Annotated in this window: 36 protein-coding genes; 2 read left to right on the forward strand and 34 right to left on the reverse strand. The window is 44.3% G+C overall.

The genetic code is table 11. The annotated features are described in order from the left end of the window. Positions 1–434: 434 nt before the first annotated feature. Positions 435–797: a helix-turn-helix domain-containing protein gene (locus CLI64_RS29120; protein WP_103140459.1), complete on the reverse strand. Its 363-nt coding sequence runs from the start codon at positions 795–797 to the stop codon at positions 435–437. 219 nt (positions 798–1016) lie between these two features. Here CLI64_RS29120 and CLI64_RS29125 point away from each other — a divergent pair, with 219 nt between their 5' ends. Further along, positions 1017–1451: a hypothetical protein gene (locus CLI64_RS29125; protein ID WP_103140460.1), complete on the forward strand. Its 435-nt coding sequence runs from the start codon at positions 1017–1019 to the stop codon at positions 1449–1451. Positions 1452–1527: 76 nt separating this feature from the next. On the opposite strand, the gene CLI64_RS29130 is transcribed toward CLI64_RS29125, so the two are convergent. The 32 genes from CLI64_RS29130 to rplC form a co-directional block, all read right to left on the reverse strand. Continuing rightward, positions 1528–2097 carry a Uma2 family endonuclease gene (locus tag CLI64_RS29130; RefSeq protein ID WP_103140461.1) on the reverse strand — a complete coding sequence of 190 codons (570 nt, stop codon included), beginning with the start codon at positions 2095–2097 and terminating at the stop codon, positions 1528–1530. Between the two features lie 336 nt (positions 2098–2433). Beyond that, positions 2434–3531: a peptide chain release factor 1 gene (prfA, locus tag CLI64_RS29135; RefSeq protein WP_103140462.1), complete on the reverse strand. Its 1098-nt coding sequence runs from the start codon at positions 3529–3531 to the stop codon at positions 2434–2436. Positions 3532–3630: 99 nt separating this feature from the next. Continuing rightward, the gene (gene rpmE / locus CLI64_RS29140) at positions 3631–3864 is read right to left on the reverse strand and encodes a 50S ribosomal protein L31 (RefSeq protein ID WP_103140463.1); all 234 of its coding nucleotides are present in this window, start codon (positions 3862–3864) and stop codon (positions 3631–3633) included. Between the two features lie 132 nt (positions 3865–3996). Beyond that, complete coding sequence (gene rpsI, locus CLI64_RS29145; RefSeq protein WP_103140464.1) at positions 3997–4413, reverse strand: 30S ribosomal protein S9; 417 nt, start codon at positions 4411–4413, stop codon at positions 3997–3999. Further along, complete coding sequence (gene rplM / locus CLI64_RS29150) at positions 4413–4868, reverse strand: 50S ribosomal protein L13 (protein WP_103140465.1); 456 nt, start codon at positions 4866–4868, stop codon at positions 4413–4415. Before rplM ends, rpsI begins: the two co-directional genes overlap by 1 nt. 48 nt (positions 4869–4916) lie before the next feature. Then, positions 4917–5771 carry a tRNA pseudouridine(38-40) synthase TruA gene (gene truA, locus CLI64_RS29155; RefSeq protein ID WP_103140466.1) on the reverse strand — a complete coding sequence of 285 codons (855 nt, stop codon included), beginning with the start codon at positions 5769–5771 and terminating at the stop codon, positions 4917–4919. A gap of 101 nt (positions 5772–5872) precedes the next feature. Beyond that, positions 5873–6223, reverse strand: a complete 351-nt coding sequence (gene rplQ / locus CLI64_RS29160; protein WP_103140467.1) for a 50S ribosomal protein L17 — start codon at positions 6221–6223, stop codon at positions 5873–5875. Between the two features lie 34 nt (positions 6224–6257). Further along, positions 6258–7205, reverse strand: coding sequence for a DNA-directed RNA polymerase subunit alpha (locus tag CLI64_RS29165; protein WP_103140468.1), 948 nt, complete (start codon positions 7203–7205; stop codon positions 6258–6260). Between the two features lie 347 nt (positions 7206–7552). Next, entirely contained in the window at positions 7553–7948 is a 396-nt protein-coding gene (gene rpsK, locus CLI64_RS29170) for a 30S ribosomal protein S11 (protein ID WP_096558115.1), read from the reverse strand. A 57-nt stretch (positions 7949–8005) separates the two neighbouring features. Beyond that, positions 8006–8386 carry a 30S ribosomal protein S13 gene (gene rpsM, locus CLI64_RS29175; RefSeq protein ID WP_103140469.1) on the reverse strand — a complete coding sequence of 127 codons (381 nt, stop codon included), beginning with the start codon at positions 8384–8386 and terminating at the stop codon, positions 8006–8008. A 214-nt stretch (positions 8387–8600) separates the two neighbouring features. Further along, positions 8601–8714: a 50S ribosomal protein L36 gene (rpmJ, locus tag CLI64_RS29180; RefSeq protein WP_082803684.1), complete on the reverse strand. Its 114-nt coding sequence runs from the start codon at positions 8712–8714 to the stop codon at positions 8601–8603. Between the two features lie 116 nt (positions 8715–8830). Next, a complete protein-coding gene (infA, locus tag CLI64_RS29185) occupies positions 8831–9055 on the reverse strand; it encodes a translation initiation factor IF-1 (protein ID WP_006276978.1) in 225 nt (74 codons plus the stop codon). Positions 9056–9223: 168 nt separating this feature from the next. Further along, positions 9224–9784: an adenylate kinase gene (locus tag CLI64_RS29190; RefSeq protein ID WP_103140470.1), complete on the reverse strand. Its 561-nt coding sequence runs from the start codon at positions 9782–9784 to the stop codon at positions 9224–9226. Next, a complete protein-coding gene (gene secY, locus CLI64_RS29195) occupies positions 9784–11097 on the reverse strand; it encodes a preprotein translocase subunit SecY (protein ID WP_103140471.1) in 1314 nt (437 codons plus the stop codon). The genes CLI64_RS29190 and secY overlap by 1 nt, the downstream gene beginning before the upstream one ends. A gap of 71 nt (positions 11098–11168) precedes the next feature. Beyond that, complete coding sequence (rplO, locus tag CLI64_RS29200) at positions 11169–11615, reverse strand: 50S ribosomal protein L15 (RefSeq protein WP_103140472.1); 447 nt, start codon at positions 11613–11615, stop codon at positions 11169–11171. A 45-nt stretch (positions 11616–11660) separates the two neighbouring features. Next, entirely contained in the window at positions 11661–12188 is a 528-nt protein-coding gene (rpsE, locus tag CLI64_RS29205; RefSeq protein ID WP_103140473.1) for a 30S ribosomal protein S5, read from the reverse strand. 94 nt (positions 12189–12282) lie between these two features. Further along, positions 12283–12645, reverse strand: coding sequence for a 50S ribosomal protein L18 (gene rplR / locus CLI64_RS29210; RefSeq protein WP_103140474.1), 363 nt, complete (start codon positions 12643–12645; stop codon positions 12283–12285). Positions 12646–12648: 3 nt separating this feature from the next. Beyond that, complete coding sequence (gene rplF / locus CLI64_RS29215; RefSeq protein ID WP_103140475.1) at positions 12649–13197, reverse strand: 50S ribosomal protein L6; 549 nt, start codon at positions 13195–13197, stop codon at positions 12649–12651. Positions 13198–13285: 88 nt separating this feature from the next. Then, on the reverse strand, positions 13286–13687 hold the full coding sequence (gene rpsH, locus CLI64_RS29220) for a 30S ribosomal protein S8 (RefSeq protein ID WP_103140476.1): 402 nt from the start codon (positions 13685–13687) through the stop codon (positions 13286–13288). Positions 13688–13707: 20 nt separating this feature from the next. Further along, complete coding sequence (gene rplE, locus CLI64_RS29225; RefSeq protein ID WP_103140477.1) at positions 13708–14256, reverse strand: 50S ribosomal protein L5; 549 nt, start codon at positions 14254–14256, stop codon at positions 13708–13710. Between the two features lie 105 nt (positions 14257–14361). Further along, positions 14362–14712, reverse strand: a complete 351-nt coding sequence (rplX, locus tag CLI64_RS29230) for a 50S ribosomal protein L24 (RefSeq protein WP_103140478.1) — start codon at positions 14710–14712, stop codon at positions 14362–14364. After that, positions 14712–15023, reverse strand: a complete 312-nt coding sequence (rplN, locus tag CLI64_RS29235; protein ID WP_374703984.1) for a 50S ribosomal protein L14 — start codon at positions 15021–15023, stop codon at positions 14712–14714. Before rplN ends, rplX begins: the two co-directional genes overlap by 1 nt. An 82-nt stretch (positions 15024–15105) precedes the next feature. After that, a complete protein-coding gene (rpsQ, locus tag CLI64_RS29240) occupies positions 15106–15357 on the reverse strand; it encodes a 30S ribosomal protein S17 (protein ID WP_103140480.1) in 252 nt (83 codons plus the stop codon). A gap of 6 nt (positions 15358–15363) precedes the next feature. Beyond that, the gene (rpmC, locus tag CLI64_RS29245; protein WP_103140481.1) at positions 15364–15591 is read right to left on the reverse strand and encodes a 50S ribosomal protein L29; all 228 of its coding nucleotides are present in this window, start codon (positions 15589–15591) and stop codon (positions 15364–15366) included. 3 nt (positions 15592–15594) lie between these two features. Next, complete coding sequence (gene rplP, locus CLI64_RS29250; protein ID WP_103140482.1) at positions 15595–16020, reverse strand: 50S ribosomal protein L16; 426 nt, start codon at positions 16018–16020, stop codon at positions 15595–15597. Positions 16021–16139: 119 nt separating this feature from the next. Continuing rightward, on the reverse strand, positions 16140–16895 hold the full coding sequence (gene rpsC / locus CLI64_RS29255; RefSeq protein ID WP_103140483.1) for a 30S ribosomal protein S3: 756 nt from the start codon (positions 16893–16895) through the stop codon (positions 16140–16142). A gap of 53 nt (positions 16896–16948) precedes the next feature. Beyond that, positions 16949–17308 (reverse strand): 50S ribosomal protein L22, encoded by a 360-nt coding sequence (gene rplV / locus CLI64_RS29260; RefSeq protein WP_103140484.1) that lies wholly within the window; start codon positions 17306–17308, stop codon positions 16949–16951. A gap of 91 nt (positions 17309–17399) precedes the next feature. Then, entirely contained in the window at positions 17400–17678 is a 279-nt protein-coding gene (gene rpsS / locus CLI64_RS29265; protein ID WP_103140485.1) for a 30S ribosomal protein S19, read from the reverse strand. Between the two features lie 199 nt (positions 17679–17877). Continuing rightward, complete coding sequence (gene rplB / locus CLI64_RS29270; protein ID WP_103140486.1) at positions 17878–18741, reverse strand: 50S ribosomal protein L2; 864 nt, start codon at positions 18739–18741, stop codon at positions 17878–17880. 6 nt (positions 18742–18747) lie between these two features. Continuing rightward, positions 18748–19062, reverse strand: coding sequence for a 50S ribosomal protein L23 (locus CLI64_RS29275; RefSeq protein ID WP_103140487.1), 315 nt, complete (start codon positions 19060–19062; stop codon positions 18748–18750). After that, the gene (rplD, locus tag CLI64_RS29280; RefSeq protein ID WP_103140488.1) at positions 19055–19687 is read right to left on the reverse strand and encodes a 50S ribosomal protein L4; all 633 of its coding nucleotides are present in this window, start codon (positions 19685–19687) and stop codon (positions 19055–19057) included. The genes CLI64_RS29275 and rplD overlap by 8 nt, the downstream gene beginning before the upstream one ends. 53 nt (positions 19688–19740) lie before the next feature. After that, positions 19741–20376, reverse strand: a complete 636-nt coding sequence (rplC, locus tag CLI64_RS29285) for a 50S ribosomal protein L3 (RefSeq protein ID WP_103140489.1) — start codon at positions 20374–20376, stop codon at positions 19741–19743. A 1098-nt stretch (positions 20377–21474) separates the two neighbouring features. Here rplC and CLI64_RS29290 point away from each other — a divergent pair. Beyond that, a complete protein-coding gene (locus tag CLI64_RS29290; RefSeq protein WP_103140490.1) occupies positions 21475–21963 on the forward strand; it encodes an NAD(P)H-quinone oxidoreductase subunit N in 489 nt (162 codons plus the stop codon). A gap of 87 nt (positions 21964–22050) precedes the next feature. Here the strand turns inward: CLI64_RS29290 and CLI64_RS29295 are convergent, their stop codons facing one another. After that, positions 22051–22509: a hypothetical protein gene (locus tag CLI64_RS29295; protein WP_103140491.1), complete on the reverse strand. Its 459-nt coding sequence runs from the start codon at positions 22507–22509 to the stop codon at positions 22051–22053. Between the last annotated feature and the right edge of the window lie 186 nt (positions 22510–22695).

The raw sequence follows: 22695 nt of genomic DNA on the forward strand, positions 1-22695 counted from the left end.
TGCTCACCATTTTAAAATGATTTATCCTGAGTCGCCATTAGTAAAATTCGGGATAAATATTGCAAGTATTATCTCATCCAATTTCTGAATAAGTGGGGTATATGAATCGTCAGGGAAAAGCTATTGCTATAAAAATTCACTCACATTCTTCAGTGTGAATGTTTGACAATAGCAACAGATATACTAGCTTGCGAACCTGTCATTATATATTGGTTTCGCACCTGTTTGATCGCAAAAAAATCAATTAAAACTAATTGTGTATCTTCTGTATGCCTAATTATATTTTCGGGTTTAATATCACGTTGAATTACTCCTTAGATGTGGACAAATCTTAAAATATTGAATACTTCAAGGAGCATTTCAATCCTTGACTTTCAGTACATTTTTGCCCACCAAGTAATTCTTTTTCATAAAAATCTACATAATTAATTGATTTAACTAGCTTTTGCCTCCTCATCTGAGGACTGTGCCACAGCCGCCAGTCTATCCGCCGCCGCTTGTACTACCAGAGCCACTTGACTTAGAGGCATATGCTTGATTTGTCGTAAAATTAAATTCAGGTCAGAAATTTCTTGTACTGGTTTACCCTCTAAACAACAGAGTAACTCTTCCATTGTGTAGCCTGCTTTAGCGGCGATTTGAGCCAGATTTTCTGTATCTGGCACTTTTACGCCCTTCTCCCACATCTGAACCGCAGTCGCAGAAACTCCCAGCGATTTACCAAAGGCTCGCTGACTCAACGAACCGCGAGCCGATTTAATGATTTCAATCAGTTTTTGTCTGCTTTCAACGTTCACTGCTTTTATGGCTAGTCAACTGTATTTACAAATTTAGTTGTAACACTATCCGTTGACATTTTGATTGACAGAGTTTGGTTTTAGCTGTAATGTATATAATCTAAGTTTTAATATTGCAACTAAAGTAATAGGTAAAGTTACTCTAAAGTAAGTAGTCTTGAGCGTGAATTAATGTTTCAAGGCTGCAATACCAGTGCGTGTAATCAGAACAGGTGCATCATGTCTCGCCAGCTACGCAGAATTAATCAATATCGCCGTAAAAATAAAAATTTAATTGCAGCTAATAAAATCAAACCACAAAAGTGGTGCATATCTCACACTGAAGCACAAACAGCTTTAAATGCTCAAGGCTACAACGTCAAACAAATTAAAAAAATCTATTGTCTGAAACATCAAGTTTGTATCTCTTTTTGGGATATTAAAGGCAATATATGCAGTAGCTTTTTTAGTTACCGAATTTTTCTACGTTGGCAAAAGGAAGTAGAAAGTTTAATTTCTAGCTGTCAAATTATGAAGGAATGGCAGAGGTTAAATTATCTGTTAAAATATGAATTTGCCTATTATCGATATTCTCAAGAGATGGAAGAAGGACTACAAGCAGCATTAGAAAACCGTATGAAAGTCTTAACAACAAAAGAACCACAAGCAGTTTAAAAATTCAAGGTTGGTGGTGAGAACTAAAGTCCTCAAATCAGGACTAAAGTCCTTACTACGAACTGAATTTAATAAGTTATAATGATATACCAAAGATTTCATCAACTGTGATTGTGACATTAGGAAAGCCAGGAATTACTAAAGTTTCTCCACGAGTAAATTTCTGTATTTGCTGATATCCGGTGGCAGTTGGTTGTTGATAAACTTCAATAGTTTGCTCATTAATATCTATTAACCAAACTACAATTATATTTGCAATTGCATATAAAGGAATTTTGACTTCTCTATCAAACTGAATAGTGGAATCAGCAACCTCTATTAGTAAATAAATATCCTGCGGTTGAGGATGTGCATTTTCATAAAAATCATCACGGGGTTTGAGTAAGGCGACATCTGGCTGAGGTTCAGAACTATCATCAAGTTCAACAGGATTTTGAACTGCAACTATTACACTTTTTCCTAATAACTGTATTAATAAATTATTTAAACGATTAACACAAGCGGCGTGTCTTGTCCCAATGGGTGACATCTCAATAATTTCTCCTCGTATCAGTTGCACCCGATCATCTGCTGTCAGAATTCCCGACTCAATCATTTTATGATATTGGTCTACTGTAAATTTTCGTCTTAATAACTGCACAGTCATAACTACCTCTACTGCCTCTTGTATCTTCATTATGGAACAAGTCCTACAGAGAAATTATGATCACCAAAGTTTGCACTTTTCCAAATACAAAAATGGGTAGAGCGATCGCCCCACCCAATTTATACTAAATAACGCCGTGTGCAACTTTTCTTTAAACCTAACCCCCAACCCCTTCCCTACAAGGGAAGGGGAGCAAGAATCAAAGTAGAGACGTTGCATGCAACGTCTCTACAGTTGCAGGGGAGAGGTTTGGAGAGGGGTTTCCAGAAGAAGTCGCACATCGCGTTAAATATTTACTAAACCCCTATACCCCTACACCCTTAAACCCCTATACCCCTAATTCGTACCAGAAGCCGCTAACTCTGCTAATCTTTCTTGCTGGTCTTGAGAAATACAAGATTGGATGAGGTCTTCGATATCCCCTTCTAAAACAGGGTTAAGGGAGAAGTTTTGACCTAAACGGTGGTCGGTGGCGCGGTTATCTTTATAGTTATAAGTGCGGATTTTTTCCGATCGCGATCCTGTACCAACTTGCGATCGCCGCATCGAAGTTACTTCTTCTTGCTGTTCCCGCAACTTCATTTCATATAGTTTCGCCCGCAGAATTTGCATCGCCCGTTCTTTGTTTTGCAACTGGCTGCGTTCTTCTGTACAGAAAATCCGAATTCCCGTTGGTTTGTGCATCAAGTCAACCGCAGTTTCCACTTTGTTGACGTTTTGTCCACCCGCACCACCGGAACGTGCTGTGGTCATTTCAATATCTTTCGGGTCAATGTGAACTTCTACATCATCGACCTCTGGCATAATTGCGACTGTAGCTGTGGAGGTGTGAACCCTTCCCCCAGCTTCCGTGGCCGGTACGCGCTGCACTCGATGAACACCAGCTTCAAATTTCAGCTTACTGTAGACACTCTCGCCTTGAATTTCCAGGATCACTTCTTTGAAGCCGCCCATTTCACCCAGAGATTCACTCACTAACTTGACTCGCCAACCTTGAGTATCAGCATAGCGAGAATACATCCGCAGTAAATCTCCCGCCCAGATACTTGCTTCGTCACCACCAGTCCCAGCCCGAATTTCCAACATGATGTTTTTATCATCATTGGGGTCGCGGGGTAGGAGCAACACCTTCAAGCGGGTTTCTAAATATTCGATTTTTTCTTCTAATTCTTTTACTTCCAAAGCTGCCATTTCTTGCAACTCAGGATCGCCGTTTGCCTCTTTGAGTACCTGACGCGCCCCGACTAATTCTTCTTGTGCTGTTTTCCAAGTGTCGTAGGTATTGACGACTTCTTCCAAAGAAGAACGAGACTTAGCAATTTTTTGATACTCATCAGGATTTTGAGCAGTATCAGGGTCAGCTAGGCGACGAGTCAATTCATTGAAGGTTTGTTCAACGGATCTCAGTTTCTCCAGTAAGTATGTTTCAGCCATATCAGTGCAACGCTCCTTAAAAATAACAAGTTGGCTCAGGCATTAAATGACAATCGACCCAGCATCCGCAGGGTCGTCGTTAACAGCAGAGCCAACCAGCTACTTTTTCTTTTTGTCGCCTTGATTGCCAGACATACCGTATTTGCGAAGGAATCTTTCCACGCGTCCTTCGGTGTCAATAATTTTCTGAGTACCAGTGTAAAAGGGGTGGTTTCCAGACCAAACATCTACGTGTAATTCGGGTTTGGTAGAACCAACAGTCATTACAACTTGACCGTTGCAATAAACTTTTGCTTCTGGATACCACTGGGGATGAATATCAGGTTTAGCCATTGTTCCTTTTGTGGTGAATCTATAAAAATTATAACTTTTTGCTTGTATTTAGGTACTAGGTCTTAAGGACTGGGGACTAGGAATTTGAAATTTTTCCCAATACCCAGTACCCAATCCCCGATCCCCAATTCCTTAACGCTTGGAGTATTGAGGAGCTTTGCGAGCTTTGTGTAGACCATATTTTTTCCGTTCTTTGGAACGGGGGTCACGAGTCAAGTAGCCTTCAACCTTGAGGGGTGGACGGTTTTCGGGGTCTAGTTGGCATAAAGCGCGAGCTATTCCCAAGCGTACAGAGTCGGCTTGTCCGGTCAAACCGCCGCCTTCTGCTTTAACTAGAATGTCGTACTCGTTTTCTAGTCCCAAGGTTTCTAAAGGAGCTTTGATGACTCCTAAATAATTGGCATTGAACTGGAAATATAAGTCTCCAGGTTTGCCGTTGACAATCAATTGACCGCTACCAGGAACGAGACGCACCCGTGCGACTGCGGATTTACGGCGACCAGTACCCCAGTACACGGCGCGGCCGCTATTTGCTTCTGCTACTACCATTAACTTTCTGCTCCAGGAATTGTATTAATGTTGAGTTCTTTGGGTTTTTGCGCTGCGTGGGGATGTGTAGGCCCTGCGTAGACTTTCAGTTTAGTAAATAACTGCTTACCCAAGCTATTTTTAGGTAACATACCTTTGATGGCGTGTTCCACAATTCTTTCTGGTAAACGCTGTTGCAGTTTGGCAAAGGTTTCAGTCTTCATTCCACCAGGACGGCCAGAGTGACGACGGTAGAGTTTCTGTGTCCGTTTTTTGCCTGTAACTGCGACTTTCTCAGCATTGATGACAATTACAAAGTCCCCTGTGTCTAAGTGGGGGGTATAGTGAGGTTTGTTTTTGCCTCTTAAAACCATTGCGACTTCGCTGGCGAGGCGACCGAGACGTTTATCTGTGGCATCTACTACGTACCACTCATGCTCAAGAGAGTCTTGAGGAGGAAGGTAGGTTTTACTCATCATTGTGTATTATCCTTTGTCATTTTTTTTGGAGTCCATAGTCAATAGTTAGAGCAGTTGACTATTGACCGTTGACTCTTGACTAATCACTAATTTTGGCATGGTGTCATACCAAACATCAGGGGAAAAGGGAAAGTCAGGGTAGCCGACTCGCAATAGACATAAGCCTTGCGGTGGTGCAGCATACTTGACTTCTTGGCGGCGTTGCTCTTTCCAGATGTCGGTGAAACTAGCGAGGGTTCTTTGTCCAGAACCTACCTGTGCTAGCATCCCTACTAACAACCGCACCATGCCATATAAAAATCCATCTGCTTGAATTTCAATATGGATAAACGACCCTTGACGATGACACTCTACTGCTTGCACTTCCACCCAGGAATGCGATCGCTTTGACCCAGCGCGATGAAAAGCTGCTAAGTCATGCTTTCCCAAAAGTGGTTTTAAGGCAGCTTGCATGAGTGATTCATCTAAAGGCGGATGATAATAATGCCAACTGAAGGGTTTGACAAACAAGTTGGGACAACCTTCAGTATAAATGGTGTAGCGATACCGCCGATACGCTGCACTAAAACGGGCGTGCCAACGGTCGTTGACACTTGCTGAAGCCCTGATTAATATATCGTCGGGCAAATAACTATTTAAAATTGCTGCCCACCTATGTGCCGGAATCAAACTTGCTGCATCAAAATGGGCTACTTGTGCCGCAGCATGGACTCCGCTATCGGTGCGTCCTGCACCGTGGAGTGTGACATGATGTCCCAATATATTAGCGATCGCTGTCTCGATTTCTTCTTGGACTGTGCGATGTTGCTTTTGCCGTTGCCAACCATGAAAATGAGTGCCTAAGTATTGAATTACTAAGGCGACTCGCTGAGTTGGTTCTGGTTGGTGGCTCGCTAACATAGGATTTTGGGCAGTGCTGAGTGCTGAGTTATGAGTGCTGAGTAAAAATAATAGGTTTTTCCTCTTGCCTTCTGCCTCTTGCCTTCTGCCTCCTGCCTTCTCTACACTAGTTCGATGATTGCCATTTCCGCATTATCTCCACGGCGGGGAATGGTGTGGAGAATGCGGGTGTAACCACCTTGACGATTGGCGTAGCGTGTGGGGGCTTGCTCAAATAGAGCATGAACTAGCTGTTTGTCGTAGATATAGCCTAAAGCTTGACGACGTGCTGTTAATGAACCGTCTTTAGCCAGAGTAATCATTTTATCTACTTCAGAGCGCAAGACCTTGGCGCGGACTAAAGTAGTGGTAATCTTACCATGACGAATCAGTTCGGTGGTGAGCGATCGCAGTAAAGCGCGACGCTGGTCAGCTGGTTTACTCAGTTTTTTAACCCGGCAACGGTGACGCATAAAAATCTACTTTGAAATAATTAACGGTGTTGGTTTAGCTGTGTTTAGAGCTTCTTTCTTGCGGTAAAGTAATACCTAGACGGCGTTGCAGTGCTTCCACTACCTCTTCTGCTGACTTCTGTCCGAAGTTCTTAATCTCTAACAAATCTTCTTGGGTGTAATCCAACAAGTCTGCCACAGAGTTAACCTGCGCTCGCTTGAGACAGTTGTAAGCCCGCACAGAAAGTTGTAACTCTTCAATGGGGATTTGCGCTGTGGGGTCGTCAGGAATCTCTGAACTTGTATCTGTAGGTTCAAGGGAGATATCTTTCAGGGGATTAAATAGGTCTACCAAAATCCCAGCTGCTGAAGATAGTGCTTCTTGGGGTGAAAGACCACCATTCGTCCAGACTTCTAAAAGCAGCCTGTCTTTGGGAATCGAACCATCTCCACGCGCTTCTTCAACGCTGTAGTTGACTTTTCGTACGGGCATAAATACTGAGTCGATTTGCAAAAAGTCTAGGGATGTGGCTTCTTCACGCCCCCTTTCTACAGTGCGATACCCTTTGCCTCTCTCAATGCGAAATTCCATTTCCAGTTTGCCTCCCTCGGCAACGGTGGCGATATACTGGGTAGGATCAATGACTTCGACTTCACTTGGCAAATCAAAATGTGCCGATGTCACGGTTGCTGGCCCATTCACCAACAATCGACCGATTTGGGGTTGAGAGGAGTAACTCTTGAGAATCACATCCTTCATTCGCATCAAGATATCTAGGACATCTTCCCGCACGCCTGGAACTGTGGCAAACTCGTGAGTAACCCCAGCAATTCTGACGGCTGTAACTGCTGTTCCTTCTAAATTTGAAAGTAAAACCCGACGTAGAGCGTTGCCAACTGTTGTGCCTTGACCACGTTCTAGAGGTTCTAAGATAAACTTACTGTAATGACTCCGACTTTCTTCTGTACTGGACTCTACACATTCAATTTGAAATTGCGCCACGGAGTAGCCTCCCTTATTTAAGGTGCTGCTAGCAGGCAAGTTGATTGCCTCTGGAATTTAATTTATTGCCTTGGGCCTGCTTTTGGTGGATCAAACTGCCAAATTTGAGAAATTCGCTAAATTTGACACACCTACTGAGCTTACGGGCATTCATTATAGTTGTGAGCGATTGTAACCTTAACAGCCCTCCCCAGTGGAAGAGCTGATATGCTTTTGATCACTCCAGCCGTCGGAATAGCTCCAGCTATCACCCTGCTTGGCAGGTTGTTCACTAACTTACCAGCACTATTTACAGGTGATTGCTGTTGATGAAACGTCTTACCCTCAATGGCCAATAGCTTAAGTGTTTAGACTCGGCGGCGTTTGGGTGGACGGCAACCATTGTGAGGAATGGGAGTGATATCCCGAATGAGTGTAATTTCCAGTCCTGCACCTTGCAATGCACGAATTGCAGTTTCTCGTCCTGCTCCTGGGCCACTCACCATGACCTCAATTTGGCGCATTCCTTGGTCGATAGCTCGACGGGCAGCACTTTCAGCAGCAGTTTGGGCAGCAAAGGGAGTTCCTTTCTTAGCCCCTTTGAATCCACTAGAACCTGCACTAGCCCAGGAGATCACATCTCCGTTTTGATCGGTAATAGTGACAATGCTATTGTTGAAAGTAGACTGGATGTAAGCCATCCCGTTGGGGACGTTACGTTTTTGTTTCTTGCTGCCAGTTTTTTTAGTTGGTTGTCTTGCCATATTCGTTTAGTTAATCTAGGGGAAAACTTGCTGAGATCAGCAGCAAGTATACGAAATTTACTTACCAGGAGCTTTCTTCTTACCTGCTACAGTCTGCCGTCTGCCTCGACGGGTTCTAGCATTGGTACGGGTTCTTTGACCTCTGACTGGCAAGCCCATACGGTGACGACGACCTCTATAGGTACCGATGTCAACCAATCGCTTGATATTCATCGCTTCCCAGCGTCGCAAGTCACCTTCAACTTGATAGTTGCTTTCGATTTCCGCACGCAAAGCTGCGATATCAGCATCACTCAGTTCTTTAACACGGGTATCAGGATTAACTCCTGTATCCGCCAGAATTTGTTGTGATCTGGTTAATCCAATTCCGTAGATATAAGTGAGACCAATTTCAACGCGTTTGTCGCGTGGCAGGTCTACTCCGGCAATACGTGCCACAATTAATTCTCCCTATTGTTACTGCAATTACTGGTGGAAAACGCTAACTCAGTGAATCAGTGCTGAGTTACAAGTGCTGAGTTATGAGTGAGATACTTTACTTCCTTGGGGGATGCCTTCCCCGACTACTAACAGAACCCGTTCCTCGGAACTGCCAAATAGCATTAATGCTCAAGTTTCGTTTTCCACTCAACACTCAGCACTTTCAATCACATTACCCTTGACGTTGTTTGTGTTTGGGGTTGATGCAAATCACCATGACGCGACCACGGCGTTTGATCACGTTACACTTTTCACAAATTTTCTTGACTGAAGCTCTGACTTTCATGTCGTTTGCAAATGACTCCAAATATTAAATTATAGCATTTCTAGAAAAATTTATCCAATTAAGTAAATGGGTAACACCCAAATAATTTTTTTTGTGGTAGACTTCTATACGTATATCTACTTTTTCCGCAATCGGTAGGTGATTCTGCCCTTGGTAAGATCATAAGGAGTCAATTCTACTTTGACGCGATCGCCAGGCAGAATTTTGATGTAATTGCGGCGAATTTTCCCAGAAATATGTGCTAAGACGTTAAATCCATTGTCCAAGTCTACCCGAAACATCGCATTGGGCAATGATTCTGTGACTGTACCTTCCATTTCAATCAAATCTTGTTTAGACAAGTTTTTCCCTCAACTCAATAGTTGTTTGTTCTTTCGCAGTATTGTTCTGCAACAGAACACATTATGACAAATATATCAACAGTTTCTTAATATATCTTAGCTATCTGCTGGGGAGTTGGGAGTGGGAAGTTGAGAGTGGTTAATTCTCTATTCCCTATTCCTGATTCCCTATTCTCTGTTTTCTAAAGTGGCTTTCAATGCGTGAGTGACTTCTGCTTGGGATTGATCACCGTTGACTGTCAAGAGTTTATGGCGATCGCGATAGTAATCAATTAAAGGTGCTGTTTCATGGCGATAGACTTCTAGGCGGTGGCGAATCACTTCTTCGCTATCGTCCTTACGTCCTCTAGACAGCAGTCTTGCTACGACCACGGCATCTGGAGCATCTAAATTGACTACTTTTTCGCCGCCTTGACCAGTTGTTTGCAGTAATTCCTCTAAAAAGGCTGCTTGCGTCACCTTGCGGGGAAACCCATCTAAAATCCAACCAGACTGAGCATCTGCTTGTTCTAGACGTTCTGCCACAAGGTCTTGAACCAACTGGTCAGGAACTAAATCTCCGCTATCAACATAACTTTGAGCTTTAATTCCTAAAGGAGTTTGCTCTTTCATGGCTTGCCTCAATATATCCCCCGTAGAAATATGAGGAATATTTAAGTGTTCTGCCATAATTTGAGCTTGAGTTCCTTTTCCTGCACCCGGCGGCCCCAAGAAGATTAGTCGCGTCACTATTGCTTCACCATCCCTTCATATCGCTGAGAAATTACGTAAGTTTGGATCTGTTTGGCAGTATCTATAGCCACACCCACTATAATCAGTAAGGAAGTAGCCCCTATGCCTTGGAATGTTTTAACTGGCAGATTGCTTTCTACAGCTGTGGGGATAATTGCCACTAAACCCAAAAACAATGCACCTAGAAAAGTCAGCCGATTAATTACGCGCTCAATATACTCGCTAGTTGCTTTCCCTGGACGAATCCCTGGAATACTAGAACCCATTTTCTTCAAGTTCTGTGCAACATCAACTGGATTGACGATCAAAGAAGAGTAGAAGTAGCTAAAGAAAATAATGGACACAAAGTAGACTAGAGTGTACAGCCAGGAATTAGGCCCATTAGGACTCAAATAATTGCTGACAATTCTGGTCACTGCTTCATTTTTGGTCACGTTAGCGATCAGTGATGGCAAGCTGAGGATAGCAGCAGCAAAAATAATCGGCATCACACCGCCTTGATTGAGTCGCAGAGGTAGATAGCTGCGTTGCTCCGCTAAAACGCGTCTACCAACTTGACGACGAGCCGAAATAATTGGTATGCGACGAATGCCTTCCTGCACAAACACAATACCGACAATTGTGGCTAGGAATAGTAACACTAGCACAATCACGCTACCGACAATTTCCTGACCCCGCACTTGCACTAACTCAATCGTATTGCCCAAGGATTTAGGTAATGAAGCCACAATGTTGATAAAAATCAACAATGATGCACCGTTGCCAATGCCTCGTTCAGTGATCAGTTCCGATGCCCACATCACAAACATTGAACCAGCCGTGAGGGCGATCGCTGTTTCCGCTACAAATATTGGCCCAGGGTTTAAGGCAAACTGTTGGAGAAACAAAGCCGAAAATGCCGTACTTTGTATAATCGCCCAACCGAGAGAAACGTAGCGTGTGATTTGGGAAATTTTCCGCCGACCAGCTTCGCCTTCGTTTTTTTGTAAATTTTCTAAAGATGGAATGGCCGCTGTTAGTAATTGGATAATAATGGACGCATTAATAAAGGGCAGAATCCCTAAAGCAAAGACCCCTAAAGTGGAAAGTCCCCGTCCAGAGAAAATATCCAACAAACCGAATATAGAATTATTGCCCGATATAGCTTCAGCGAACCTAGCTCTATCAATTCCTGGTACGGGTAAAAATATACCCAAGCGAACCAAAATTAAAATACCGACAGTGACAAGCAGCCTACCTCTCAGTCCAGCTGCTTGTGCCATCTGCATAAAAGTTTCTTGAGCCGTTGGGGCTTTATCTCGACTGATCATAGAGTGCTACCTTTATCGTGAACCAGGCACCGGAAGCAAGTTGACTAGTATTTTAAGTGCGCTGTTCTGGCTCAACCTAAAACTTCACAACTCCCTCCAGCGGCCTCAATTTTGCTCCGAGCTTGACCTGTAAAAGCTGCTGCTTTCACTGTCAGTGCCACACCTAATTCCCCATTGCCCAAAATTTTCAATGGGCCTTTGACAGCAGTGAGAATACCTGCTGCTTTTAAGGATTCCAATGTTACTTCTGTGTTGGCAGGAAGAGAGGCGAGCTTCTCTACATTAATCGTAGTGTAAATTTTACGATTAACTAAAGGAAAGCCTTTGAGTTTAGGTATGCGGCGGTACAATGGCTGTTGACCCCCTTCAAATCCTGGTCTAGTGCTGCTACCTGAGCGAGCCTTTTGACCTCTCATCCCGGCACCGGCACTGGCACCTTGTCCAGCTGCAATACCTCTACCGACACGGCGACCGCGCTTTTTCGAGCCTTTTTGGGGCTTTAGATCGTTGATTCTCATGGTGTAATTGATACCTGTTTACAGAAGAATTTTGTAACAGTTACTCTACTGAACGTAGAGTTTTTCAATAGCAATGCCCCGGTCTTCAGCGACTTCGGTTAAGGTACGCAGGGTAGATAAGGCGTTGACTGCGGCTCTAGCATTGTTGAGTGGGTTATTTGAGCCAAGTTGTTTAGCCAGAACGTTACGCACTCCGGCTAATTCCAATACGGTGCGGACAGCACCACCAGCGATTACCCCAGTACCGGGAGCTGCTGGACGCATAATCACTTTTGCACCACCACCAACACCATTGATGGGGTGAGGAATGGAGTTGGCTTTAGTGATGGGGATGTCAATTAGGTGTTTTTTTCCATCAGCGACACCTTTTTTCACAGCTCCAATTACATCGGAAGCTTTGCCTACTCCCACACCTACTTGACCGCGTTCGTTACCAACGACCACAATGGCGCGGAAGCTGAGTTTTTTACCACCTTTGACCACTTTGCTGACACGGCGAATCTGAATGACACGTTCTTGCCAGGTGGTTTCTTCTTTTTTCGCGCGGTTAGCTTTACGACGACCAGTTGCCATAATCTATGCTCTCTATTTAGTCATTAGTCATTAAGTCATTAGTCATTAGTCAATAGTCAATGCTTTTGACTTTTGACTTGGGACTTTTGACTGGTTAAAAATCTAGACCTGCTTCGCGTGCGGCTTCCGCTAGGGCTTTGATGCGACCATGATATAAGTTGCCACCACGGTCGAATACGACTTTGGTGATCCCTTTTTCTAGCGATCGCTGGGCAATTAATTTACCAACTTGTGCTGATGCTTCGCAGTTACCACCTGAAGATAGACTAGCTTTCAAAGCTGGTTCTACAGTCGAGGCTGCTACTAGCGTATGATGCTGTGTATCATCAATTACCTGAGCATAAATATGCTCATGGGAACGGAATACTGCTAACCGTGGGCGTTCTGGTGAACCTTTAACTTTGCCCCGAATGCGTTTGTGACGACGCTGTTTTGATTCCCTACGAGTAAGTTTCATAGCTTATTTCTTACCTTTACCTCCGGTCTTACCAGCTTTGCGTCTCACCACTTCGCCTGCATAGCGGATACCTTTACCTTTGTAGGGTTCTGGTGGACGAACGGCACGGATTTTAGCTGCTGTGTTCCCGACAATTTCTTTGTCATAGCCACTAACAATCACGTTAGTGTTATTTTCTACCGCAAACTGAATGCCTTCTGGTGGTTCAATTTGGACTTGGTGGCTGTAACCCATGTTCAACACTAGGTTGCGCCCTTGCACTTGCGCCCGATAACCCACACCTTGGATTTCTAGGCGACGTTGGAACCCTTGGGAAACTCCCTCTACCATATTGGCAACTAAAGTCCGGCTCAAACCGTGCATTTGCCGAGAGGTACGAGAGTCATCCTTACGGGCAACTGTTAAGATTTCTCCCTCTTGAGAGACTATGACGTTGGTGGGTAAATCGCGAGAAAGTTCACCTTTAGGCCCTTTTACGGCGATTTTTGCCCCATCAATGGTTACTTGTACTTTGGCGGGAATAGTAATTGGACGTTTACCAATACGAGACATGACTGTTTGACCTTTGTGATTCGTCGATAGTCTATGGTCTGTCGTCAAAACTATTGACTGTTGACTGTTGACTGTTGACTCTGGAAAACTACCAGACGTAGCAGAGGATTTCACCACCTAAGTTCTGACGACGCGCTTCGCGGTCGGTCATAATACCACTGGATGTGGAAATGATGGCAATACCAATACCACCTAATACCCGTGGTAATTCTTTTCTGTTGGAGTAAACACGCAAACCTGGTTTACTTACCCGTTTGAGTGCAGTAATTAGGGGTTGGCGATTTTTACCTTTGTATTTCAGAGAAATTACTAGGTTACGTTTTATGCCTTCACCCTCTTCTGCATATTCAGCAATAAAGCCTTCTTCCTGTAGCACCTTAGCAATGCTACGGGTCATTTTCGTAGCAGGCACTTGTGTATTTTTATGCCTTGCCATGTTGGCATTGCGGATGCGCGTCAGCATATCTGCAATTGTGTCGTTAGCCGCCATCGTTCCCTCTTTAGATGAACTTATTGATCGCGAAAGGGCATTCCTAATTCTTTAAGTAAGGCGCGGCCCTCTTCGTCGGTTTTTGCTGTGGTGATAATGGAAATATCTAAACCACGGATTTGATCGATGCTGTCGTACTCGACTTCTGGAAAGATTAGCTGTTCTCTTACGCCGAGAGTATAGTTACCGCGACCGTCAAAGCTTTTGGGGCTAACGCCGCGAAAATCTCTAATTCTGGGTAGTGATAGGCTAATGAGCCGGTCGAGAAAGGCATACATTCTATCGCCTCTGAGAGTTACCATAATCCCAACAGGCATACCCTGACGAATTTTGAAGCCAGCGATCGCTTTTTTTGCTCTGGTGACTACTGGTTTTTGTCCAGTAATAGTCGCAATTTCGCTCAAAGATGCTTCGAGTGCCTTAGCATTTTGCGCTGCTTCCCCTAGACCTCTGTTTACAGTCACTTTCACCACTTTTGGCACTTGATGAACGTTAGTATACTGAAACTGATTGGTCAGTTTGGGGACAATGGTCTCTTGATATAAGGTTTTGAGTCTTTGTGTCGCCATAGTTTTTTGTCCTGATTTCCCCTGGTCTTGGTCAGGGAAACTTTAATTTCAGATTTTAGATTTGAATTTAAATTTACAATCTAAAATCTCAAGTTGATGAATTCCCTAGTTATCGAGAATTTCACCAGTTTTCTTGAGTTTTCTGACCTTTTTCCCTTCTGCTGTGAAGGTGTAGCAGACACGACTAGCAACGTTTTGCTTGGTGGAATAAAGCATAACGTTAGAGCTGTGAATTGGAGCTTCTTGGGTGACAATCCGCCCAGATTCCCCTTCTTGCTGGGGCTTGACGTGCTTGGTTTTAATGTTTACGCCTTTGACAATGACTTTACTAAATTCGGGCAGTGCTTTAATCACTTCACCGACTTTGCCTTTGTCTTTGCCAGCAATCACTTGTACTGTGTCGCCGGTTTTGACGTGCATTTTGTGGAATTTGGGTTGATCTTTTCGGTTTCCCATTACAGCACCTCTGGAGCTAGAGAAACGATTTTGGTAAAGTTCTTATCACGTAATTCCCGCGCTACTGGGCCAAATACCCGTGTACCTCTGGGATTACCTTCTTTGTTGATAATGACGGCAGCATTATCATCAAAGCGAATGCTCATACCGCTATCACGGTTGATATTGTGGCGGGTGCGAACAATTACAGCTTCGACTACATCGGATTTTTTGACTGCCATGTTAGGAATAGCATCTTTGACAACAGCGATAATTCTGTCGCCCACAAAACCGTAACGTCTGTTACCCGCGCCTAAGACACGAATACACATCAGTTTGCGTGCGCCGCTATTATCTGCCACATTCAGGTAAGTTTGGGGTTGAATCACAATCGGTCTCCCTTATGCACAACTATCAAGTTGTAGCTTTAGTGTTGAGGATTTCTGCCACTTGCCAGCGTTTAGTTTTACTCAGGGGTCTAGTTTCCTGAATTCGCACGCGATCGCCCACTTTGCATTTATTTTCTTCGTCGTGGGCTTTGTAACGCCGGGTCTTGACTACAATCTTGCCGTACTTGGGATGGGGAGCGCGGTTTTCAATGGCAACAACTACCGTTTTTTGCATTTTATCGCTCACTACCAAGCCAACTCGTTCTTTGATTGCCATAATCTCCTACTTTGATTCTTGAGGCGGTTGACTTGCTGCCCGTTTCCTTTCTCCTTCTACTGTGAGTAGTTGGGCGAGGCGGTGACGGGCGTGGCGGAACTGGTGGGGCTTGTCTAATTGTCTGGTGGCTTTTTGCAAGCGCAACTGAAACAGTTGTTTTTTCACCGCAATAATTTCCTCGGCCAGTTTTTCGTCACTTAGTTCTCTAGCTTCTGAAATTTTGGGAAGAGGCATAACCTACTCCTGCTCCTCGATTTGCGATCGCACAATAAACTTGGTTTTGATGGGTAGCTTGTAGGCCGCTAGTCGCATAGCTTCTCGCGCTATTTCTTCCGAAACGCCAGCGATTTCAAATAAAATCCGCCCTGGCTTGACTACAGCTACCCAAAACTCTGGATTACCTTTACCTGATCCCATCCGGGTTTCAGCAGGACGCATGGTGACAGGTTTATCTGGGAAAATGCGAATCCAAATTTTACCACCCCGACGAATGTAACGAGTCATTGCCCGACGGGAAGCTTCGATTTGCCGAGAGGTGATCCAAGCTGGTTCTTGCGCTTGCAGGGCAAAGTCTCCAAAGTTGAGGGTGCTACCACGGTGCGATAGACCAGTCATTCGTCCGCGTTGTTGTTTGCGGAATTTAGTTCTTCTAGGACTTAACATGGTTTGTTACAAGTCAATAGTCAATAGTCAATGGTCAATAGTCAATGGTTTAGTAGTCAATGGTCAATAGTCAAACAATTTGGACTGTGGACTTTTGACTGTGGACATTGGACTAATGACTATCCTTCATTGGAACGGTCTTCAAACTGCTGGCGACGACGCTGTTGTTGGCGGCGGCGTGGTTCGCGTTCACGGGTCGATGGTTGGGATGGGGCTTCTTCCTGTCCAGGAATGATTTCACCCTTGAAGACCCAAACTTTGATGCCTAAAATTCCGTAAACGGTTTTAGCTGTGCAGTAGGAATAATCAATGTCAGCTCGTAGGGTGTGCAGAGGTACTCTGCCTTCACGAGTCCACTCAGTCCGAGCAATTTCTGCACCGTTGAGACGACCACTGACTTGCACTTTGATGCCTTGAATTCCTGCCCGTTGAGCGCGTTGAATCGCTTGTCTAACTACACGGCGGAAGGAGACACGACGCTCTAGTTGTTGCGCGATGTACTCAGCAATCAAGTAAGCATCAGCATCAACTCTTTGCACTTCTACAACGTTGATGCGAATTTGCCGTTGACCACCTAGTAAGTCTTGCAGTCCGGTACGCAGTGCTTCAATTCCTTGACCACCGCGACCTACAACTACACCTGGGCGCGCAGTCCGTACTTCTAAGTCGATTTGATCGGCTTTACGCTCAATCCGTACTTCGGAAATACCAGCGTTGTTTTGAGCGTATCTGCCCAATTTTTGGTCTATGTATTTACGAAGTTTGTGATCTTCTTGTAAAAGTTCAGGATAGCGTTCTGGGTCGGCAAACCAACGCGATTGGTGTTCTTGGGTAATTCCCAGGCGAAAGCCAACTGGATGTATTTTTTGTCCCACAAATGTTTCCTCTAAAATTTCTTACTTTACGCAATTTTTAGTGTTTATTTTAGTTACTTAGCGTTAGCATCAGCCGCTACAGCTAAGGTAATATGACACGTTGGTTTGCGAATTTGGTAAGCTCTACCTTGCGCTCTAGGTTGGAAACGTTTGAGTACGGGGCCTTGATCAGCGTATGCCTGAGTGATCACTAATTGAGCGCGGTCTAATCCTGCATTATGCTCGGCGTTAGCCGCCGCACTTCTCAGGAGTGTCAGCACTGGTTCAGTAGCTCGATAAGGCATAAATTCGAGGATAATTAGTGCCTCTCTATAGGAGCGACCCCGAATTTGATCAAGTACACGACGTACTTTAAAGGGAGACATTCTTATGTAACGGGCGATCGCTTTTACTTCAGTAGTATCAGTAGCCATATGTTTCTCCATTTGTCATTAGTCATTAGTCGTTAGTCATTAGTCATTAGTTTTTACTTTGGACTGTTGACTTTGGACTTTGGACTTTTGACTATCTCCCCGATTTTTTGTCAGTTTTGCCATGGCCTCTGTAGGTGCGTGTAGGAGCGAATTCTCCTAGCTTATGCCCCACCATTTGGTCACTGATAAATACAGGTACGTGTTGCCGCCCGTTGTGAACTGCGATGGTGTGGCCTACCATTTCCGGCAAAATTGTGGAAGCACGCGACCAAGTTTTGATTACTTGTTTTTCGTTTTTAGCGTTCAGTTTTTCAATTTTGCTTAACAAATGATCCGCAACAAAAGGACCTTTTTTAAGAGAACGACCCATAGTTCGATTTTGGATTTTGGATTTTGCGGAAAGTTCTGTAGGCGGGTTTCCCGCCGTAGGAAACTTTTCAAGACGGATTTTGGATTTCAAATTTAGAATTTCGGATTTTGGATAAATATGTATCTGATGATTAGGCAAAAATTATTAATGCTCAACTACCAGATCCAATCTCAAATCCAAAATTTAAAATCTAAAATGCTTAAGACTCACGACCACCGCGTCCGCGTTTGGATGATTTACGACGACGGCGAACAATTAATCTGCTGCTAGCTTTCTTGGGTTTACGAGTTTTCGCACCCAAGGTTGGTTTACCCCAAGGAGTTACAGGGCCGGATCTACCAATGGGCGCTCTACCTTCACCACCGCCGTGGGGGTGGTCTACAGGGTTCATTACGCTACCTCTAACTTGCGGACGGCGGCCTTTCCAACGAGTTCTACCAGCTTTACCTGCACTCAGGTTTCTCGCGTCGGTGTTACCTACTTGCCCGATGGTGGCGTAACATTCGCGGCGAATCATCCGGACTTCACCAGAAGGCAACTTCAATGTGACGTAATTACCTTCTTTCGCTACAACTTGAGCAGTAGCACCTGCTGCACGAACGATTTGACCGCCTTTACCAGCAATCAATTCTACGTTGTGAACGCTAGTACCCAAGGGGATGTTAGCTAAAGGTAAAGCGTTACCGTCTTCAATCGGAGATTCTGGCCCAGCGATAACTTTTGCCCCAACTTTTAAGCCATTGGGATGCAAAATGTAACGTTTTTCGCCATCTTCATAAGATAGCAGTGCAATCCGGGCGTTCCGGTTGGGATCGTATTCAATAGCAATGACCGTAGCGGGAATACTGCGTTTATCCCGTTTAAAATCAATGATGCGATAAAGTTTTTTGTGTCCGCCACCCCGATGACGGCAGGTTATCCGCCCTTGGTTGTTCCGACCTTTGGCACGGTGGATATAGACCGTGAGTGATTTTTCTGGTTCGGTTTTGGTAATTTCCGCGAAGTCCGAGATGGTAACTTGGCGTGTACTGGGGGTATAAGGGCGATAAGAACGGGTACCCATGATATCTTAGACCTCTGGGAATAGCACTTGTCTGATTTTCTCTACGTCCCCAGGTGCGACAGTAACGATCGCTTTTTTATATTGGGGTTTGAAACCAATGAATTTACCAACGCGCTTTTTTCTACGGGGTGGTAATGTGGTGTTCACTTTGACGACTTTTACTTGAAATAAGTCTTCAATTGCTGCTTTAATTTGAGTTTTGTCAGCTTTGGGAACCACTTCAAAGGTGTATTTGTTTTGTTCCATCAGAATTGTCGCTTTTTCGGTGACGATGGGGCGACGGATTAAATCAGGAAGGTTACGGGTCTCAAATCTAGCCATTGTAGACCTCCTGAATCTTATCTAAAGCTGATGTTGTGATGACAATTTTGTCAGCATGGAGCAAGTCGAAAACATTTAATTGATCAGCAGCAAGTAACTTGAGATTCTCGATATTGCGGGCTGATAAATACACGTTTTCAGGAAACTCGGACAAAATTAATAATGTCTTATTTTCTGGTGCTGCTCCCCAACGGGCTAAGGCTGATACCAAATCTTTAGTCTTAGGACGGGATAGCTCGTTATTAAATTCTTCTACTACAATCAAGTCCTCTAGACGGTTGACTAGGGCTGTGCGTAGTGCTAACCGTCGTTCTTTGCGGTTCATTTTGATGCTGAAATCTCTGGGTTTCGGCCCGAAGATGACACCACCACCCCGCCATAACGGAGAACGAATAGAACCTGCACGAGCGCGACCAGTACCTTTTTGCCGCCAAGGTTTGCGTCCACCACCCCGCACTTCTGAACGAGTTTTGGTGCTAGCATTTCCTTGCCGAGCGTTATTCAGTTGGCGTACCAGGGCGCGGTGGACGATGTGAGTCGCCGTTTCTGCTTTGGCGGAGCGCAGGTCGAACTCTTTTTGCCCGACTTCCTCCCCTTGCCAATTTTTAATTACACTTTCAACCATTTTTGTGTCCTTATTTCAGTTAACAGTTAACAGCTAACAGTTAACACTCAGCACTACTTGCCAACTAGCTTGGCTGGCACAATACTTAGCAATGACCCTGGTTTGCCAGGCACAGCTCCTTTAATGAGCAGTAAATTGCGCTCACTATCAACTCTGACTACGGTCAACTTTTTGATGGTGACGCGGCTACCACCTAAACGTCCTGCCATCCGCTTACCAGGATAAACACGACCTGGGGTTGTACCTGCACCAATTGAACCGGGCGCTCTATGGTTCTTAGAACCGTGGGACATTGGCCCGCGACCAAAGTTATTCCGCTTTTGGTTGCCTGCAAAGCCACGACCGATGCTTGTACCGCTAACGTCTACGATTTGACCTGCACTAAAAATATCTGCTTTAATCTCTTGTCCTAAAGAATAATCATTAGGGCTATCTGTGTGATACTCTCTCAGATGCCGTAATGCAGGAGCTTCGGATTTCTTCAAATGACCCAATACGGGCTTATTCAGTGCTTTTTCTTTAACTTGTTTGAAACCAACTTGGATCGCTGAGTATCCATCGGTTGGGCTTGTTTTTATTTGGGTAACTACGCATGGCCCGGCTTGGACGACTGTTACAGGAATTGCAACTCCTGCTTCGTCAAAGATTTGGGTCATGCCCAGTTTTGTGCCGAGAATGCCTACAGACACGGTAACTGGTTCTCCTTTCTACTTGCTGACCTTGAAATCGGGTTTTTGAACACAAACTCTCATGAACGCCGACGAAGATGGACGAGTCTCTAGTATCGAAAGCATTTTTGTCTGCTAACGATGGTGTCGGAAACACAAAGTTGTGTTGTTACTGTTTGGTGATGTTATTTAATTCACTCTTTTGTTCACCAGAACAGTCACAATTGCCTTCTTTATATAAGAAGGAATCACTTCTGGTATCAAGGCAATGCTATATAGCTTTGCTCTTTGTGCAGCAACGCTTTCGTCCTAGCGTTTGCTTAGGCACTTTCTGGAGGCAATTGCCATTTGCGGGTCTCCCGATTGGGCAACTGCCGCGTCTCAGTGGGACTTAAGCAGTTTTTACCGCTCAGTATCCGTTGAACCGAGGTTTTAGTGTAATGTCATCCAGCTAACATCACTACTCAGCTTTTTCTGCACTGAACCAATCAAACCTGGAGTGTCAGGTGTTGATTGCTTTTCTGACTACAGGAGTGGGTGTAGCCTGGTGATGAGGGTGGCCTTTTGATTTCGGCTGCTTACCCTGAACTTGACCTAAAAGCTTTCTAAGTTTACCAGCTTTTGAGCTGTTTCCGCCTGGATGTTTTCCTGGTGAAGATTTTCGTTAACTTTAATGTTAGCGATCGCCCAAAATGGTGATTACATGGTATCTTAATTTGCGAAATTGGTCACAATCTAATACTATAAACTATTGGCAACCCTTTGTCAAAAATAAATTTTGGGCATTGGGCATTGAATTAGGGACTTCCAATTAAAAAAATATCTATCTGGTTGATGGCAAGGGGGCAGGGGGCAGGGAGCAGGGGGGAAACAGTTGTTTTGAAGAAAATAGATAGAAGATAGATTTGGATAGTTTATTTTTTGGAAGTACCATAAAATCTACCTTCACTTGCACCCCTTCTCTCTTCTCCCAATCCCCAGTCCCCAGTCCCCAAACTTTGCTGATAAAATTGAGTTTAGCTTATCTAATCCATAAGCTTTGTGATCTCACTTGATCGAACACTTCAAGGTCAATAATAGAGATATCAAAGTGGGATAGGACAATAATCCGAAAAATCTATGGCACTAATTACCACTGGCAACGGTTTCATCCGCAATCTGGAAAAATTGGGTTCGTTAGGTGTTTACACACCCCTGGAAGGGGGTTTTGAAGGTCGGTATCGTCGTCGTCTGCGTGCTGCTGGCTATACGACTCTAGTATTGACTGCTAGAGGATTAGGTGATGTCGCTGCTTATCTGACAGGGGTTCACGGTGTCAGACCTCCCCATTTGGGTAAAAAAAGCACAGGTAGCGGTGCAGCAGTAGGTAATGTTTATTATCTGCCACCTGTTGTGAACTACCAACTAGAACAACTACCACCTAAATCTAAGGGTTTGGTGTTGTGGATTATTGAAGGAAATATCCTTTCCGACCAGGAAGTAGAATTTCTGACCAATCTACCTAGTTTAGAACCAAGAGTGAAAGTAGTTGTCGAGAGAGGCGGCGATCGCTCCTTCCGTTGGCGTTCTCTCAAAGACACCTTCTCTGCTAGTTATCAAGCAGGTTAGAGGAAGCAGGGGTGCAAGGGTGCAGGGGTGCAGGGAGAGAAAATACAATTATCTACTTCTTGTTCCCTGTTCCCTGTTCCCTGTTATTTAAAAACTAACTAAGTAAATTAAATCAAATTGACGCTCCAGAGTGATACGGCAAGTATTATTTTGATTTTCTAGTATTTCATAGTCTAAGTTGCCTGTAATTTGTGTTACTGGTCGCTTTAAGGGCTTCTCAAACTGATACCATTCGCGGTTACTCCATTCAAAAATGGCTGCATCTATATTGTTTTGCAGTTCTGAGGCTAGTAGCAATAACTCCAATCTATTTTGAGGATTGCCTAAGATGAAAAACTGCAAAGCAATTGACTGGTTAATAACTGGTCTGGGTTCATTGGCTGCGGAGGTGTTGCAATTACCAAACCGGAGATCATAAGGCTGTAGTTGCAAATTTTCTGTTTGTGACCAGGTTTTAGCAATTTCCTGCAAGCGTTGATCTAAATAAGGTAGTAGCCCTAATTTTGTATCAGTTAACAACTGACGAATGTTGGAAACTTTAGTCATGACTGGATTTGATTCCACGATATCCAGTCAGATTAGCGTTTTGTGGAGATGACAAATCAGAAACTTTGAAAAACTTTGTTTGTGGTTAGGGACTTCTAGATAAAAAATATCTAAACTGTAGGGTGCGTCAGTGCAAGAAAACCTAACTATACCAAGAGATTATTCATACTGACGCACCCTACTAAG

Source organism: Nostoc sp. CENA543 (assembly GCF_002896875.1).
GTDB lineage: Bacteria > Cyanobacteriota > Cyanobacteriia > Cyanobacteriales > Nostocaceae > Trichormus.

Bases quoted from the DNA above. Each gene is read 5' to 3' on its own strand.
- rplX (WP_103140478.1), bottom strand. From the start codon at position 14,712: ATGGGAAACCGAAAAGATCAACCCAAATTCCACAAAATGCACGTCAAA.
- rplP (WP_103140482.1), bottom strand. From the start codon at position 16,020: ATGTTAAGTCCTAGAAGAACTAAATTCCGCAAACAACAACGCGGACGA.
- rpsK (WP_096558115.1), bottom strand. From the start codon at position 7,948: ATGGCAAGACAACCAACTAAAAAAACTGGCAGCAAGAAACAAAAACGT.
- rplO (WP_103140472.1), bottom strand. From the start codon at position 11,615: ATGAGAATCAACGATCTAAAGCCCCAAAAAGGCTCGAAAAAGCGCGGT.
- rpmJ (WP_082803684.1), bottom strand. From the start codon at position 8,714: ATGAAAGTCAGAGCTTCAGTCAAGAAAATTTGTGAAAAGTGTAACGTG.
- rplD (WP_103140488.1), bottom strand. From the start codon at position 19,687: ATGGTTGAAAGTGTAATTAAAAATTGGCAAGGGGAGGAAGTCGGGCAA.
- rpsI (WP_103140464.1), bottom strand. From the start codon at position 4,413: ATGGTAGTAGCAGAAGCAAATAGCGGCCGCGCCGTGTACTGGGGTACT.
- rplB (WP_103140486.1), bottom strand. From the start codon at position 18,741: ATGGGTACCCGTTCTTATCGCCCTTATACCCCCAGTACACGCCAAGTT.
- rpsQ (WP_103140480.1), bottom strand. From the start codon at position 15,357: ATGGCAATCAAAGAACGAGTTGGCTTGGTAGTGAGCGATAAAATGCAA.
- CLI64_RS29130 (WP_103140461.1), bottom strand. From the start codon at position 2,097: ATGACTGTGCAGTTATTAAGACGAAAATTTACAGTAGACCAATATCAT.
- rplF (WP_103140475.1), bottom strand. From the start codon at position 13,197: ATGTCTCGTATTGGTAAACGTCCAATTACTATTCCCGCCAAAGTACAA.
- rplE (WP_103140477.1), bottom strand. From the start codon at position 14,256: ATGGCGACACAAAGACTCAAAACCTTATATCAAGAGACCATTGTCCCC.
- rplR (WP_103140474.1), bottom strand. From the start codon at position 12,645: ATGAAACTTACTCGTAGGGAATCAAAACAGCGTCGTCACAAACGCATT.
- CLI64_RS29275 (WP_103140487.1), bottom strand. From the start codon at position 19,062: ATGGCTAGATTTGAGACCCGTAACCTTCCTGATTTAATCCGTCGCCCC.
- rplQ (WP_103140467.1), bottom strand. From the start codon at position 6,223: ATGCGTCACCGTTGCCGGGTTAAAAAACTGAGTAAACCAGCTGACCAG.
- rplM (WP_103140465.1), bottom strand. From the start codon at position 4,868: ATGAGTAAAACCTACCTTCCTCCTCAAGACTCTCTTGAGCATGAGTGG.
- rpsE (WP_103140473.1), bottom strand. From the start codon at position 12,188: ATGGCAACTGGTCGTCGTAAAGCTAACCGCGCGAAAAAAGAAGAAACC.
- rplV (WP_103140484.1), bottom strand. From the start codon at position 17,308: ATGGCTACTGATACTACTGAAGTAAAAGCGATCGCCCGTTACATAAGA.
- rpmE (WP_103140463.1), bottom strand. From the start codon at position 3,864: ATGGCTAAACCTGATATTCATCCCCAGTGGTATCCAGAAGCAAAAGTT.
- CLI64_RS29290 (WP_103140490.1), top strand. From the start codon at position 21,475: ATGGCACTAATTACCACTGGCAACGGTTTCATCCGCAATCTGGAAAAA.
- rplN (WP_374703984.1), bottom strand. From the start codon at position 15,023: ATGTGTATTCGTGTCTTAGGCGCGGGTAACAGACGTTACGGTTTTGTG.
- CLI64_RS29125 (WP_103140460.1), top strand. From the start codon at position 1,017: ATGTCTCGCCAGCTACGCAGAATTAATCAATATCGCCGTAAAAATAAA.
- rpmC (WP_103140481.1), bottom strand. From the start codon at position 15,591: ATGCCTCTTCCCAAAATTTCAGAAGCTAGAGAACTAAGTGACGAAAAA.
- CLI64_RS29295 (WP_103140491.1), bottom strand. From the start codon at position 22,509: ATGACTAAAGTTTCCAACATTCGTCAGTTGTTAACTGATACAAAATTA.
- rpsH (WP_103140476.1), bottom strand. From the start codon at position 13,687: ATGGCGGCTAACGACACAATTGCAGATATGCTGACGCGCATCCGCAAT.
- prfA (WP_103140462.1), bottom strand. From the start codon at position 3,531: ATGGCTGAAACATACTTACTGGAGAAACTGAGATCCGTTGAACAAACC.
- truA (WP_103140466.1), bottom strand. From the start codon at position 5,771: ATGTTAGCGAGCCACCAACCAGAACCAACTCAGCGAGTCGCCTTAGTA.
- secY (WP_103140471.1), bottom strand. From the start codon at position 11,097: ATGATCAGTCGAGATAAAGCCCCAACGGCTCAAGAAACTTTTATGCAG.
- rpsS (WP_103140485.1), bottom strand. From the start codon at position 17,678: ATGGGTCGTTCTCTTAAAAAAGGTCCTTTTGTTGCGGATCATTTGTTA.